Source organism: Gemmatimonas sp. (assembly GCF_036405635.1).
Taxonomy (GTDB): domain Bacteria; phylum Gemmatimonadota; class Gemmatimonadetes; order Gemmatimonadales; family Gemmatimonadaceae; genus Gemmatimonas.
In genome coordinates this window covers 1-13,518 of sequence record NZ_DASWXE010000133.1, presented here as the reverse complement: position 1 = coordinate 13,518, position 13,518 = coordinate 1, and the positions used below count along the sequence as shown (strand labels likewise).

At 63.9% G+C, this 13,518-nt stretch carries 13 protein-coding genes and 1 pseudogene; 7 read left to right on the top strand and 7 right to left on the bottom strand.

All coding sequences use genetic code 11. The annotated features are described in order from the left end of the window. Together VGE27_RS11155 and VGE27_RS11150 are read left to right on the top strand one after the other, a co-directional pair. Positions 1–436: pseudogene (locus tag VGE27_RS11155) on the top strand (histone deacetylase); the annotation flags it as partial. A gap of 79 nt (positions 437–515) precedes the next feature. Next, positions 516–1,721 carry a PQQ-dependent sugar dehydrogenase gene (locus VGE27_RS11150; protein WP_331049730.1) on the top strand — a complete coding sequence of 402 codons (1,206 nt, stop codon included), beginning with the start codon at positions 516–518 and terminating at the stop codon, positions 1,719–1,721. 335 nt (positions 1,722–2,056) lie between these two features. Here the strand turns inward: VGE27_RS11150 and VGE27_RS11145 are convergent, their stop codons facing one another. The 4 genes from VGE27_RS11145 to VGE27_RS11130 form a co-directional block, all read right to left on the bottom strand. Continuing rightward, on the bottom strand, positions 2,057–2,512 hold the full coding sequence (locus VGE27_RS11145) for a hypothetical protein (protein ID WP_331049729.1): 456 nt from the start codon (positions 2,510–2,512) through the stop codon (positions 2,057–2,059). A 356-nt stretch (positions 2,513–2,868) separates the two neighbouring features. Continuing rightward, positions 2,869–3,372: a DinB family protein gene (locus tag VGE27_RS11140; protein ID WP_331049728.1), complete on the bottom strand. Its 504-nt coding sequence runs from the start codon at positions 3,370–3,372 to the stop codon at positions 2,869–2,871. Between the two features lie 37 nt (positions 3,373–3,409). Continuing rightward, on the bottom strand, positions 3,410–4,054 hold the full coding sequence (locus VGE27_RS11135) for a gluconate 2-dehydrogenase subunit 3 family protein (protein WP_331049727.1): 645 nt from the start codon (positions 4,052–4,054) through the stop codon (positions 3,410–3,412). 9 nt (positions 4,055–4,063) lie between these two features. Then, positions 4,064–5,752, bottom strand: a complete 1,689-nt coding sequence (locus VGE27_RS11130) for a GMC family oxidoreductase (RefSeq protein WP_331049726.1) — start codon at positions 5,750–5,752, stop codon at positions 4,064–4,066. Positions 5,753–5,902: 150 nt separating this feature from the next. Between VGE27_RS11130 and VGE27_RS11125 the strand changes: the two genes are divergently transcribed. Both VGE27_RS11125 and VGE27_RS11120 read left to right on the top strand, forming a co-directional pair. Continuing rightward, positions 5,903–6,439: a RidA family protein gene (locus VGE27_RS11125; RefSeq protein ID WP_331049725.1), complete on the top strand. Its 537-nt coding sequence runs from the start codon at positions 5,903–5,905 to the stop codon at positions 6,437–6,439. A 34-nt stretch (positions 6,440–6,473) separates the two neighbouring features. Beyond that, on the top strand, positions 6,474–7,331 hold the full coding sequence (locus tag VGE27_RS11120) for a bestrophin family protein (RefSeq protein WP_331049724.1): 858 nt from the start codon (positions 6,474–6,476) through the stop codon (positions 7,329–7,331). A gap of 255 nt (positions 7,332–7,586) precedes the next feature. Here VGE27_RS11120 and VGE27_RS11115 read toward each other — a convergent pair whose 3' ends face one another. Further along, positions 7,587–9,083: a type IV pilus twitching motility protein PilT gene (locus tag VGE27_RS11115; protein WP_331049723.1), complete on the bottom strand. Its 1,497-nt coding sequence runs from the start codon at positions 9,081–9,083 to the stop codon at positions 7,587–7,589. Positions 9,084–9,358: 275 nt separating this feature from the next. Here VGE27_RS11115 and VGE27_RS11110 point away from each other — a divergent pair, with 275 nt between their 5' ends. Further along, positions 9,359–10,234, top strand: coding sequence for a DUF4184 family protein (locus VGE27_RS11110; protein WP_331049722.1), 876 nt, complete (start codon positions 9,359–9,361; stop codon positions 10,232–10,234). A gap of 67 nt (positions 10,235–10,301) precedes the next feature. Then, on the top strand, positions 10,302–11,471 hold the full coding sequence (locus VGE27_RS11105; protein WP_331049721.1) for a pyridoxal phosphate-dependent aminotransferase: 1,170 nt from the start codon (positions 10,302–10,304) through the stop codon (positions 11,469–11,471). Between the two features lie 101 nt (positions 11,472–11,572). On the opposite strand, the gene VGE27_RS11100 is transcribed toward VGE27_RS11105, so the two are convergent. Next, a complete protein-coding gene (locus tag VGE27_RS11100) occupies positions 11,573–12,943 on the bottom strand; it encodes an RNA polymerase sigma factor (RefSeq protein ID WP_331049720.1) in 1,371 nt (456 codons plus the stop codon). Positions 12,944–12,955: 12 nt separating this feature from the next. Here VGE27_RS11100 and VGE27_RS11095 point away from each other — a divergent pair, with 12 nt between their 5' ends. Beyond that, a complete protein-coding gene (locus VGE27_RS11095; protein ID WP_331049719.1) occupies positions 12,956–13,315 on the top strand; it encodes a YciI family protein in 360 nt (119 codons plus the stop codon). Here VGE27_RS11095 and VGE27_RS11090 read toward each other — a convergent pair. Continuing rightward, a partial coding sequence (locus VGE27_RS11090; protein ID WP_331049718.1) for an ATP-binding protein occupies positions 13,299–13,518 on the bottom strand: 220 nt, incomplete at its 5' end. The two genes, VGE27_RS11095 and VGE27_RS11090, sit on opposite strands and share 17 nt — an antisense overlap.

The window sequence follows — 13,518 nt, the reverse complement described above, 5'->3', positions numbered from 1 at the left end:
GAATGGCACGCACGGCTGCTTTGCGGGCGATGAGCGGGTGTTCTGCTTCAGCATGCACGGCGCCAAGAACTTCCCGTTTCACAAGGTGCCCGGCACGCTGGACGTGGAGCTCGAGGATGGTACGGGAGACGAGACGTATCTGGCACTGCTGCAGGAGCACCTGCCCGACGTGTTGCGACGTGCGCGTCCCGATCTGGTGGTGTACCTGTCGGGCGCCGACCCGCACGAGGGAGACCGTTTGGGGCGCCTGTCGCTGACCTTCGAAGGGCTCAAGGCGCGCGATCGGTATGTGATCGCCAGCTGTCGCGAGGTGGGGCTGCCGGTGTGCGTGACGATGTCGGGTGGCTACGGCCGGAACATCGAGGACACGGTGGCGGTGCATGTCAACACGGTCCGCGTGCTGTCCGCCTATGCCGACGAGCTGTCGGCCCGATAGGGGTCGTTGTCGACGTGAAATCGCCCTGTTCGGCGCGTACCTTTCCGGGGACCGACTTCCCCGCTTACCGGAGCATTGCATGAACCGCCCCACTTCGCGACGTGTCGCTGCGGCTGTCGCTGCGTCGCTGTCGTTGTCCGCCGTGCCGCAGTCTGCTTACGCGCAGGCGGCAGCAGCCCCGTCGCCCGTGATCCTGACGGGTGTACAGAAGTCATCGCTGCACGACTATCGCGTCGTGAAGGTGGCAGACGGCTTCGTGAATCCGTGGGCGATCGCGTTCCTGCCGTCTGGCGACATGCTGGTGACGGAGCGCCCGGGCCGACTGCGTATCGTGCGCCGCGGTGCGCTGGTCGCTGCACCGGTCGCGGGTGTGCCGGCCGTGGTGGCTTCCGGACAGGGCGGTCTGCTCGATGTGGTGGTGCACCCCAACTTCGCGCAGAACCAGTTCGTCTATCTCACCTACAGCAAGCAGGTGACGGGCGGCTCCACGACGGCGCTCTATCGCGCGCGCTTCGTGAATGACGCGCTGGTAGACGGCAAGGACATTTTCATCGCTGAAACGCGCGGCCGTCCGGGGCACTTTGGTTCACGCGTGGCCTTTGACAAGAGTGGTCACTTGTTCATGACGGTTGGTGATCGCCAGATCCCGCCTGAAGGCGACTTGGCCAAGCATCCGGCACAGGATCTCAGCAATCATCACGGCAAGGTGTTGCGCCTCAACGATGATGGCACCGTGCCGGCGGACAATCCGTTCGCGAAGCAGGCGGGTGCGAAGCCGGAGATCTGGAGCTACGGTCATCGCAACATGCAGGGCCTCATCGTGCACCCGACCACGGGCGATGTGTGGGAGACGGAGCACGGCCCGCAGGGCGGCGACGAACTCAATCTCTCGCAGGCCGGCAAGAACTATGGCTGGCCGGTGGTGGGGTTCGGTGTGAACTACGGCCCGGGCAAGGCGATTCACTCCGGCACGATGGCACCGGGCATGGAGAACGCGAAGAATGTGTGGGTGCCGTCCATCGCGGTGTCGGGCCTGCTGCTGTACACGGGCACACGCTTCCCCGAATGGCGCAACAGCCTGTTCGTGGGTGGTCTCGCTGGCATGCGCCTGGTGCGTGTGACACTCGACGGCCAGAAGGCTGAAGTGGCCGACAATCTCGTGAAGGGTCAGGGGCGCATCCGCGATGTGCGGCAAGGACCGGATGGGCTGATCTATCTGGCCATCGATGATCAGGCCGGGAAGCCGACACCGATCGTGCGACTGGAACCGGTGGTGCGGAAGTAAGGATTGGGCCCCGAAAGGGCCCTTTCTTTTTGTCAGATGTCTGATGCCAGAGTTCAGAGGTCGTCAGACATCTGACGGAGATAGATGGTGAGAGAACAGATGCACCACGAGATCAGAGATCTGAGTGCACGGGGCGGGCTGTCTTCCGTCGTGACAGGCAGACGCCAGACGGGGCGTGTGATGCATGGCGGCCCGGTCTGTCCGATGCCCGTCGAGAGCGCACGATAGGTCGACGGCGTCAGTGCTCAGGCTTCTGACATCCAGGATGGTCTGACCTCTCACCATCTATCTCCGTCAGATCTCGGATCTCTGACTTCAGTAATCTGAATTCGTCGTTACTCGGGTTTGGCCCGGATGTTCACGCTGGTGGTGTCGGAATAGACCGCCACCTTCCCGATCAGTAGCCGGCCGCGCACGGTATAGCGACCAGCGGGCAACTGCGTGTGGTCTCTGGATGGCGTGTCGAGCAGGCCAACGTTCCATCCGGCCTTGAGCGCTATCGATACGCCGCCGGCCAGTTCGACAACCCGCAGCGACGCGACACAGATCCGGTAACTACCGGTCGCGAAATGTTTGCCCTGCTGCGTCTCCATGAGCAGCGAGTTGCAGCCCATTTCCAATGTCATCGGGGTGGTACCCGTGTTCGTCACTACGACATCGACCTGGCGGGAGTCCCCCACCATCGCCTCGACAGGCGGCGATACCAGTGTCAACTGAATCGCCGATTCGGGCCCGGTGACATCACCGCGGCACGCCAGAAGCAAGAACAATGGAAGAATGCGGAGCTTCATACGAACCTCGAGGCGGGATGCTCCCATACGAACAACGGCCAACGAACAAGCGTCACTCAGACGGTGAGTTCAGAGGGCAGAGAGGAGAGTTCTGAATTCAGAGATCTGACGGATATAGATGGTGAGAGAACAGACACACCACGAGGTCAGAAACCTGAGCACTGACGTGGTCTGCCTGTCGTGCACTCCCGACCGGCATCCGCGGGAACGGGTGCGCTGACCTCTGCGCGTCACGACAGCAGGCAGCCCGCCCCGTGCACTCGGACCTCTGATCTCGTCGTGTGTCTGTTCTCTCGCCATCTATCTCCGTCTGATATCAGAAGACCTCTGATATCAGACATCTGAATCCCGGGTAGTCAGACGGCCGGGGCCGGTGCTCCCCATGCTGCCCAGTCTTCCCGCGCTGGACCATAGATGCCCGGCACACGCAGCCCCGCCTGGCGCATGAGCACCGTCATCTGGCCACGATGATGCGCCTGATGGATGATGAGCACGCCGAGTGTCTGGGCCTTGGACCAGCGCATGTCGTACATGTCGTCTTCAGTGGTCAGCACGTCATCGGTCCACTTGGCTGCCAACTCATCCAGCAGCGATGCACAGGCTGCGCGATACGCCGCGCTGATCTCGGCGGCCGTGGCTGGCACCGGGTCATGCTCGCTCACTCCACCGACGGCGAGTCCCGTCCGGTTCATCATCTCCGGAACCGTCTGCGTGATGTGCCAGGCGATACGGCCCAGCGTGCGGCTCTCGTCGTCGATCGCCTGCGCGAGCGAGGCATCGGTGAGCCTGTCGAGCACAATCTGCGTCTGCTCGGATTCCCAGGCCCACTGGGTGCGGAATTCGTCGATCGTGTGAAACATGGAGGTGGTTGGCGGGATGGTGTCTGTTGGCGAATGATCAGGCGTGTGATGCCCAGATCGTTTCACCGGGTGTGTAGGGGGTGCATGGCTCGAAGGCGCCGGGCGTTTCCTTGTAGCGCATCGCCTGGTTGTAGCCGATCTCCGACGTGAAGAAACCCAGCAGGCTGAGCTCCTTCATCATACGAAAGTAGTGCGTGGGTTCACCGGATTTTCGGTCGCGCATGTAACCGTGTTGTTCCTGATCGAGCTGTGCGAGCACCGCCGTGCGCTGCTCGGATGTGGCATCCATGAACGACGTGCGATGTGCTGTGCGGCAGGCATGATCCACCGACGACATGCCAGACCGGAAAATGGCCTGATCTTCCGGCGTATAAGTGTCCGTCACCATCAACGCCATGAAGGCCCCGGTCGCAGCAGCCTTGGCGCCCGGTGACTTGTCTGTCGTGGGCAGAATCGTGTCCGCGATCTCGTCGAGAAATGCCTGGTCCTGCACGCTGAAGGTGCCGATGGCCTTGCCACCACCAGTACTCCGGCCGCCGGCTGGCGCGTCACCGGCACAGGCTTCGAGCAACGACGTGCCACCCACAAATGCCACTCCACCCAGCAGCAGGCTCACACGCCGGATGGCCTCGCGGCGATGCATGCCCAGCGGCGTGATGATCACTTCCGGTTCGTTGGTCATGAGCGCCTCCTACAGGTTGCGGCGGTTGAGTTCATTCACCGCGAAGTCGGCGGCGCGCGCTGTCAGGGCCATGTAGGTGAGCGAGGGGTTCACGGCCGCTGCCGACGTCATGGACGAACCATCGGTGACGAACACGTTCAGCGCGTCCCACACCTGATTGTTCGCATTCAGCACCGACGTCTTTGGATCGCGGCCCATGCGCGCCGTGCCCATCTCGTGGATGCCCTGGCCCGGGAAGTAGCCGTTGTCGAACATGCGCACGTTCTTCGCGCCACTGCTCTCGAACATCTCGGCCAGCTCGGTCGTCATGTCCTTGCGCATGAGCTGTTCGTTTTCGCCGATCGCACAGTCGATCTTGAGCACCGGCAAGCCCCACTTGTCCTTCTTGCTCTCGTCGATGCTGATCATGTTGCGGTGATCGGGCAGCATCTCGCCAAAGGCCGTTGCCCCAATGGTCCATCCACCGGGCTGCGCCATGGCATCCTTGAAGGCACCGCCGATGCCCAGCTCCGCGACCGCGCGTTCCCAACCCTGTCGGCTGGCACTGCCCTGATAGCCGAAGCCACGCAGGTACGGCCGCTTGTCGCCGAAGAGATTCTGGAAGCGCGGGATGTAGAAGCCGGTGGGACGTCGGCCGTAGTAGTACTTGTCGTCGAAGCCTTCGAGCGTGCCGCTGGCGCCGAGCCGGAAATGGTGGTCCATCAAGTTGTGGCCCAACGCGCCGCTCGAGCTGCCGAGTCCACCAGGCCAGATGTCACGCGCCGAACGCATGAGCAGCCACGTACTGTTGAGCGTGGACGCGCACACGAAGAAGATCTTGGCGCGATACTCGGTGGCCTCATTGGTGATGGCATCCACCACGCGCACACCGGACACGCGCTTGCGATCCTTGTCGTACACGAGTTCGTGCACGATGGCGTGTGTCTTGAGCGTCAGGTTGCCGGTCTTCACCGCGGCCGGCAGCGTGGACGACTGCGTGCTGAAGTAGGCGCCGAAGATGCAGCCCAGCCAGCAGGCGTTGCGCGTCTGGCACTGCCCGCGGCCAGGCAGCGGCTGCGTGAGATTGGCGCTGCGTCCGATGATCAGGTGTCGCTTGCCGCCGTAATTCTTCTTGATCTGCGCGGCGACGTGCTCTTCGCCACAGTTGAGCGGAAAGCCCGGGAGAAACTCGCTGTCGGGCAGATGCGGCAGTCCCTCCCGGGTGCCCTGGATGCCGGCGTGTTTCTCGACATACGAGTACCATGACTCGATGTCCTTGTACCGAATGGGCCAGTCCACCGCGATGCCTTCGCGCGCATTGGCCTCGAAATCGAAGTCGCTCCAGCGATACGACTGGCGCCCCCACATCAGCGAGCGTCCACCCACGTGATAGCCACGATACCAGTCGAATCGCCTGGCTTCGGTGTACGGTGACTCCTTCTCGTTCACCCAGAAGTCGAGATTCTTCTCGTTGAGCGGATAGTCACGCTTGAGGACGGGATAGTCCTCGATCATCTGCTGCGTGCGTCCACCTCGGTGTGGGTACTCCCACGGTCCCTTGGTGGCGTTCGGGTAGTCCTTGACGTGCTCGATGTTGCGTCCCCGCTCGAGCATGAGGACCTTGAGCCCCTTCTCCGTCAGCTCCTTGGCGGCCCAACCACCCGAGATCCCGGAGCCGACGACGATCGCGTCGAACTCGGTCGTCTGCGCTGTCTGCATGAAGTCTCCTCGGCGCGAACATCGCCTGCTGTTCGCTCGGTGCATGCGGCGACCCGGGAAGGAGCGGGCCGCGCTCATGTCGTAGTATGCGCCCGGATCCCGCCGTGCGCACGCGCTTGACGCGGCCGGATTCCTGCTCAGCTTCGGGATATGGAAACTCTCCCTGCTTCGAGCCGACTTCGGTTACGCGTCACATCCACCGCCTGCGCGGCGGTGCTGGCCAGCGCCGTGTTGCTGGTGTCCTGCACGTCGCCCAAGGATGCGGAGACCTCGGCCGGGGCAGCCGCCTCAGCCGGTCCCGCAGTGGCCAACCCGAACCCCGAGTTCATCCAGCCCGATGGACCGCCGGCGAACCCGTTCTCACCCGCGGTGCGTGTGGGCAATCTGGTGTTCGTGTCGGGCACACTGGGTACGCTGCCGGATGGCAAGCTGGCTCCGGGTGGCATTCAGGCCGAAACGAAGCAGCTGCTGGAGAACATCAAGGCGACGCTTGCCGCATCGGGCTCGGGGATGGATCGTATCGCTCGGTGCACGGTGTACATGGCCGACCTCGCGGAGTGGCCGGCGATGAACGAGGTGTATCGGTCGTACTTCACGGACAACAAGTATCCCGCGCGTGCGGCAGTGCAGGCGACGTTGCTCTTTGGTGCACGTGTGGAGATGGAATGCGTGGCTGCGGCTCGTTGATCAATAGCCGTTCTCGCTGCTCCGGGCGGCGTTCATGATCACGTACGATCCGAAAAACTGGTTTCGCATTCTGCTGGACTTCCCGCACAGTCCAGTCTTCCGCACCCTCGCGCTCGATGTGGTGGGCGCGGGGCTGTACGCGGCACTCGTGGTGTGGGTGGAGACGGACTATTTCCGCGTGGCCGTACCGCTCGGTCCGTCGCTGCTGTCCATTCTCGGTATCATTCTGGGTCTGTTGCTGGTCTTCCGCACCAACACCTCGTACGACCGGTGGTGGGAAGGACGACGCCTGTGGGGACAGTTGGTGAACATTTCGCGTGGTCTCGCACACCAGCTCGATGCCCTGCTGCCCGCGAACGCGCCACAGCGCAGCGACTATGCGTCGCTGCTCGAGCAATTCCCCGTGACGCTGGCCGCGCACCTGCGCCTCCCACGAGGGACGCAGGGCCCTCACCTGCCGAATGAGCTCGTGCAGCGCCTGTCGCACCGCTTTCATGCCGACGTGGCCAGCGGCCAGCTTCCGCGCGAGGCGATCGTCTCTCTCACGCCACTGCTGCTGCAGTTCGACGATGTGACCGGCGCCTGCGAACGCATCCGCAATACGCCCATTCCGTTCTCGTACAGTTCATATGTGAAGCAGTTCGTGCTGCTCTACGCACTGGTACTGCCGTTCGGACTGGCGCGCGAGTTCGGCTATGGCACCATCATCGCGAGCATGTTCACGTTCTTCGCGACGATGGGACTGGAGTTGCTGGCGACGGAAATCGAGGAGCCATTTGGCACCGACCGCAACGACCTGCCACTGGAGCAGATCGGTGACCGGATCGCGCGGGACACGGCGGCGATACTCACAGGCGCAGCGCGGGAAGCGGGACCAGAAGTCGCCGCCTAAAGGTGGTCAGATATCAGAAGTCAGAGTTCGGATATCTGAGATCTGACGGAGATAGATGGTGAGAGACCAGACGCACCACGAGATCAGAGGCCTGAGTGCACGAGTCAGGCTGCCTTCTGACTTGACGCACCCCAAACTGCCCGTTGGTGGCGCACGAAAGTCGGCTGGCGCCAGTGCTCAGGCTTCTGACATCTAGGATATCTGTTTTCTCACCATCTATCTCCGTCAGATCTCAGAACTCAGATATCTGAACTCTCATTCTTCCGAGGTCAGTCCTTCGAGGGAGTGTCCCAGGGCTTTGAGTTTCACGGCCATCTCCTTCTTCTCCACCGACTTCACGAAGGCCTCTTCGGCTTCGATGGTCTTGTTCTTGACCAGGGCGAGAAGCGCGTCGTTCAGCGTCTCCATGCCGAGGCGGCGATTGGTCTGGATGATGTTCGGGATCTGCACCGTCTTGCCTTCACGAATGAGCGCGCTGACGGCCTTGTTCACCAGCAGGATCTCGCGTGCGGCCACGCGGCCACCGCCGATCTTGCGGCAGAGCGTCTGCGAGACCACACCCTTGAGCGATTCGGAGAGCATCACGCGAATCTGGTCCTGACGATCGGCCGGGAACTGGTCCACGATGCGATTGATCGTCGACGCGGCCGTGCTGGTGTGCAACGTGCCGAACACCAGGTGACCCGTTTCAGCAGTCTCCAGGGCAATGGCAATCGTTTCCAGGTCGCGCAGCTCACCCACGAGTACGATGTCGGGATCTTCGCGCAGCGCAGCACGCAGGGCGCTCTTGAACGACTGCGTGTGCACGCCCACCTGGCGCTGAGTGATCAGGCACTTCTTGCTCTGGTGCACAAACTCGATCGGATCTTCGATCGTGATGATGTGATCGGAGCGCGTGCGGTTGATCAGGTCCACCAGGGCGCAGAGTGTGGTGGACTTGCCGGAACCGGTCGGGCCGGTCACCAGTACCAGCCCCTTGGTGAGATGACAGAGCTGCTGCACCTCCTGCGAGATGCCCATCTGCTCCACCGTCACCGTCCCGGTGGCGATCGTGCGGATCACCGACGCCACGCCATTGCGGTCACGCAGCACGTTCACACGGAAGCGCGAGACATCCTGAATTTCGTGCGCGAAGTCGGTGTCCCAGCTGCCGTCGAACTCGGCTTTGTTCTTGTCCGGCATGATGGACCACAGCATGCCCGACACAGTAGGATCGTCGAGCACCGGTTCGCCTTCGATGCGCACCAGATCACCGCCCATACGCAGAATCGGTGGCTCCCCCACCCGCAGGTGGAGATCGGCCGCGCCGCGTCGGACCTGTTCGCGCAGCAGGCGATCGATGGCTTCGCGGGCAGCGGCTTCGCTCTCGAATGAGCCGAGTGGCTTGTCTGACGCGCGACGGCGCAGGTGCCGCGTGCCTTCGGGCACACTGGGATCGGACGGTCCTGGCTTGTCCACCCACTGGCGGATACGCAAGCGCACCGGCGCGTCGCTCTCCTGCTGCACCAGCCACTGCTTGTCGTTCCAGGCGTACAGGAACCGAATGCCCGCGCCCGCGGTAACGGCCGGTTTGTCGTCGGCCCCCGCCATTTCGCTGACGAGCGCCAGCACCTGGGCCCGTGTGAGCACCTGTGTGCTGACCGGCTGCGGCCCGTTGGGGGTCACGCAGCGAATGGGCGTATCGGCTTCGAGCAGGATCGCCGAGGCGGCGCCGGCTTCGAGGCGGGTCAGTACACGGTCGAGTTGAGGCACGCTGTCACACCGGTGGCAAGAGTTCCCGAAAGTCCGTATGGGACGGCTGTTTTGCAACCGGCACCCTACGGCGGGCCGAGTGAAGGACGAGCGAGCCCGGTGTTCGGGCACGTATTGCTGAGCGTGCGTGCGGCCGGAGCGGACACGCATCCGTTGCTGAACCGAGCCACGGCAGCGACATGGCGGAGAACGCTTCGTGCCACGAGGGGCAGAGACTCGAGGGCGTCCACGGTCGAGTCCACGGTCGAAACGCTTTCACCCGACGCCATCGAGCCATGCCCGCGACCATCCTGTCCCATCAGGCGCTCGTGTTGCCGCTCAAGATGCGCTGGCCGCATCGATTCTCCGGACTGGCGCTCTGCATCGGCAGCATGGCGCCCGATCTCGAGTTCATCGGGCGCATGTCGCACGACTGGCTCTTCAGTCACACGCTGTCGGCGCAGCTGTGGTTCACCGTGCCGTTGACGATGGCACTGGTGTGGGTGCTCACCACGATCCTGCTTCCCGTGCTGGTGCCCTACCTGCGTGATCATCCCGAGTGGCGCCTGCACGACCTGCTGGCGCTGCGGGCCCCTGTCACCTGGCGCGACTGGGCCTCCGTGGCGTGTTCGGCCTGGATCGGCGGTGTGAGTCATGTGGTGCTCGATGGCATCACGCACGGCAATCACAGCGGTTGGCTGGTGCCGTGGCTGCCCGTGCTGCGCACGCCGGTGCCGCATTTCGGTGGTGATGTGCCACTACACGATGCATTGCAGTGCTGGCTCACCATCGGGTTTGCTTTGCTCTCGGTGCGGTGGTGGCGGCACATCGCACGCAAGCGCTTGTTGTGGACCTGGCGCGGGGCGTCGGTCGTTTCGCCACCGCGACAGTGTCGGCGGGTGGCGCATCGCCTGCTCGTGCTGGTGGCATTGGCCGCTACCGCCGGCGCGACGATCGGTGGGCTGCTGATGGCCGAGGGGCATGGCAAGGCGGCTGCGGCCGCCATCGCCTTCGGTGCGCTCGATGTCACATTCGTCGCCCTCATGATTTCGGCGTCGTGGCTCGCGCGGCAGCGCGTTGATGGCCGCATGGACACGGATCACCACGCGGGAGGCGCTGTCTGTCCTGCTCTGGCTGCGCCTGTCGTGAGTCCGTCCCCGATCATCGGCTGACGGAGGTCGTGCCGGCAGGCTGCTGCAGGAGTGGCGTGCTCCAATACCCGGCGGTATATGTCGGCCTATGCCTACCACAGCCGCCCGCCTTTCTGTCTTCACGGAATCCGTCATCCGTGGGACCACGCGCCTGGCCAATCAACACGGCGCCATCAATCTCTCGCAGGGATTCCCGGACTTCGATCCGCCGGAAGTGCTGCTCTCCGGTCTCGAGCGCGCCGCGCGGGGCCCGAATCACCAGTACGCCGTGACTTGGGGCGCGCCGGCCTTCCGCAAGGCGCTGGCTGGCAAGATCTCACGCTTCACCGGCCTCGAGGTCGATGCCGACCAGCATCTCGTCGTCACGTGCGGGAGCACGGAAGCGATGATGGTGGCGATGATGACCGCCTGCAATCCCGGCGACAAGGTGATCGTGTTCTCGCCGTTCTACGAGAACTACGCCGCCGACGCGATTCTCTCCGGCGCCGAGCCGATTTACGTGCCGCTGCATCCGCCTGGCTTCGGTTTCGATGAGGACGATCTCGCCAAGGCGTTTGCGCAGAAGCCCAAGGCGATCGTGGTGTGCAATCCGTCGAACCCGAGTGGCAAGGTGTTCACGCGCGACGAATTGCTCACGATCCTCAAGTACGCCGAACAGTACGACACGTGGGTCATCACCGACGAGCCGTACGAGCACATCGTGTACGCGCCGCATGAGCATGTGTACTTCAACACGCTGCCCGGCGCGTTCGAGCGCACGATAACGTGCAACTCACTGTCCAAGACGTACTCCATCACCGGATGGCGCCTGGGCTACGTGCACGCGCCAGCGTCGGTGATTGCGCAGGCGCGCAAGGTGCACGATTTCCTCACGGTGGGTGCCGCGGCGCCGCTGCAGGACGCGGCCGTGGGCGCGCTCGAGCTGCCGATGTCGTACTACGAAGAGCTCACCACCATCTACACGAAGAAGCGCGACATCTTCCTGGACATCCTGCGCGGCACCGGCCTGCCGTTCACCGAGCCGCAGGGCGCGTACTACGTGATGGTGGACATCACCGAGCTGGGCTTCCCCGACGACACCGCCGCCTCGGAATGGCTGATCAAGGAAATCGGCGTGGCGGGTGTGCCGGGTTCGAGCTTCTTCCGCGAGCCGGTGAAGAATCTCATTCGCTTTCACTTCGCCAAGCGCGAGGAAACGTTGCGCGCCGCGGGTGAGCGACTGGGTGCGCTGGCCGTACGCGCGAACGCCGGGCGCTGAACGGCGGTTTCGGGTTTCGGGGGGACGAGTTTGGAGGTGAACTGCCGGGTTTCGGGATGTGAGTCCCGAGACCCGCGTCTCGCTCCCCACCACCCGGTTTCTCACCCCGAAACCCGCTCCCGCGCGACCCGCAACTGCTTTCCGTAGTACTCCCGGACGGCCACCGATGCCGTCCGTTCAATGGCCTGCTCCCAATGCATTGCCGCTTGTGCCGCGTGCCCCTCGCGTAGCAGCAGCGTTGCCATCGTCGCATGCCACTCGGGCCATTGCTGCACGGATGTCGGCAGTAGCTGCACCGCGTTCAGGGCTGCCGTCCTGTCGCCCGACTCGGCGATCGCCATCGCCCGCGCCAGGTGTACCATCGGTGACGACGCAATCTGCAGGAGTCGATCATACGCGCTCACGATCGACGGCCACGGTGTCTCCTGGTACGTCACCGCGTTGGCATGCGCCGCCGCGATCTCGGCCTCCAGGTGATACCGAGTCATCGCCGTGCCGGCAGCCGAAGACACGAAGTATCGCATGCCACGCGTGATCAACTTCCGATTCCAGAGGCGGCGATCCTGCTCGGCGAGCGACACCGGCGCGCCTTCGGCGTAGCGTGCGGGCAACCGAGCCGCTGTGAGCAGCATCAACGCGAGCAGCGCCCGTCCGGCCGGTGTGTCGGTGACTGGCCATTGCAGCAACTGCTGCACGAGATGCATGGCTTCGACGCAAAGTTCGGGACGGACCAGCAGTTCACCATCCGTCGCCAGGTGTCCCTCGGCGAAGATCGCGTAACACACGGCATGCACATCGTTGAGGCGGTCGGCGAGCGCTGACGGCTCCGGTACCACGAAGGTCGCGCGTGTCTCCTGCAGTGCACGTTTGGCGCGCACGAGCCGTTGGGCCACAGCCGTTGGTTCGGCGCGTAGCAGGCGTGCGATCTCCGGCACGCTGAATTGCGCGACACACTTGAGCGTGAGGGCCACGCGCGATTCCGCGCTCAGAGCCGGATGGCAGCACAGGAAGAGCAACCGGAGCTGATCGTCCGCCAGCGGTGCAGGGTCGAGCTGCGCTGACTGCGCTGTGTCAGGCGCACTTATGGCGGAGTCCAGCGCGGCGGGATCGTCCGCCAGCCGTCGCTCCGCACGGACCTGGTCGAGATAGCGTCGGTGCGCGACCCGTGTCAGCCAGGCGATGGCGTCACGCGGCGCTCCAGCCACCGGCCAGCTTCGGGCTGCCGCCGCGAAGGCATCCTGCACCGCATCTTCAATGCGGTCGAGTTGCTGGGGACCGTGATGTCGGACCAGAATGGCGGTCACCTGAGCGGCCGCCTCACGGAATCCGCGTGGGTCGGCCAGTAGCGTTTCCGCATCGCCGGTCAGCGACCATGTCGATTCCGGTGATGATCCTGCGTCCTCGACATGCGACGGCACAGCCGCCGGGGCATTCGACCCCGCGGCCCCATGCGTGCCGTCGGTCCTTTTCATGCGGAGAACTCCATGTCGCTGTTCATGCTGCTGCTGGCCGACGATCCCACGGAATATACCGACCTGTCTCCTGCCGAGCTGCAGGAGATCATTGCCCGCTACAGTGCGTGGTCACAGCAGATGGCAGCAAGCGGTCGGTTGCAGGGGGGGCACAAGCTGACCGACGAAGGTGGGCGGGTACTGCGCCGTGAAGGTGATGCGGTTGTCGTGCGGGACGGTCCGTATGCCGAGCTGCGTGAAATCGTCTCTGGTTATTTCCTGATCGAAGCCAGCGACTACGCTGACGCCGAAGCGGTGGCTCGCAGTTGCCCGCATGCCCAGTCGCGTGGCTCGATCACCATTCGCGCGATCGAATTCACAGGGGATTCGTGACGGCGCGCGACAGTCGCAGGATGAATTCGGAACCTCCGCCTTCGCGCGGCCGGTAGAGCACATCGCCGCCCTGCGCACGGGCGAAGGTGCGAGCAATGGACAGTCCCATCCCCATGCGATCGTCATCGCGTGGGGAGCTGTCAGCGCGCACGGGTCGGCGCAGTGGCGCGAAGATGCGATCCACCTGCTCAGGTGGCAGGCCG

Coding starts and splice junctions, on each gene's coding strand:
- VGE27_RS11150 (WP_331049730.1), top strand. CDS start 516: ATGAACCGCCCCACTTCGCGACGTGTCGCTGCGGCTGTCGCTGCGTCG.
- VGE27_RS11145 (WP_331049729.1), bottom strand. CDS start 2,512: ATGAAGCTCCGCATTCTTCCATTGTTCTTGCTTCTGGCGTGCCGCGGT.
- VGE27_RS11140 (WP_331049728.1), bottom strand. CDS start 3,372: ATGTTTCACACGATCGACGAATTCCGCACCCAGTGGGCCTGGGAATCC.
- VGE27_RS11135 (WP_331049727.1), bottom strand. CDS start 4,054: ATGACCAACGAACCGGAAGTGATCATCACGCCGCTGGGCATGCATCGC.
- VGE27_RS11130 (WP_331049726.1), bottom strand. CDS start 5,752: ATGCAGACAGCGCAGACGACCGAGTTCGACGCGATCGTCGTCGGCTCC.
- VGE27_RS11125 (WP_331049725.1), top strand. CDS start 5,903: ATGGAAACTCTCCCTGCTTCGAGCCGACTTCGGTTACGCGTCACATCC.
- VGE27_RS11120 (WP_331049724.1), top strand. CDS start 6,474: ATGATCACGTACGATCCGAAAAACTGGTTTCGCATTCTGCTGGACTTC.
- VGE27_RS11110 (WP_331049722.1), top strand. CDS start 9,359: ATGCCCGCGACCATCCTGTCCCATCAGGCGCTCGTGTTGCCGCTCAAG.
- VGE27_RS11105 (WP_331049721.1), top strand. CDS start 10,302: ATGCCTACCACAGCCGCCCGCCTTTCTGTCTTCACGGAATCCGTCATC.
- VGE27_RS11100 (WP_331049720.1), bottom strand. CDS start 12,943: ATGAAAAGGACCGACGGCACGCATGGGGCCGCGGGGTCGAATGCCCCG.
- VGE27_RS11095 (WP_331049719.1), top strand. CDS start 12,956: ATGTCGCTGTTCATGCTGCTGCTGGCCGACGATCCCACGGAATATACC.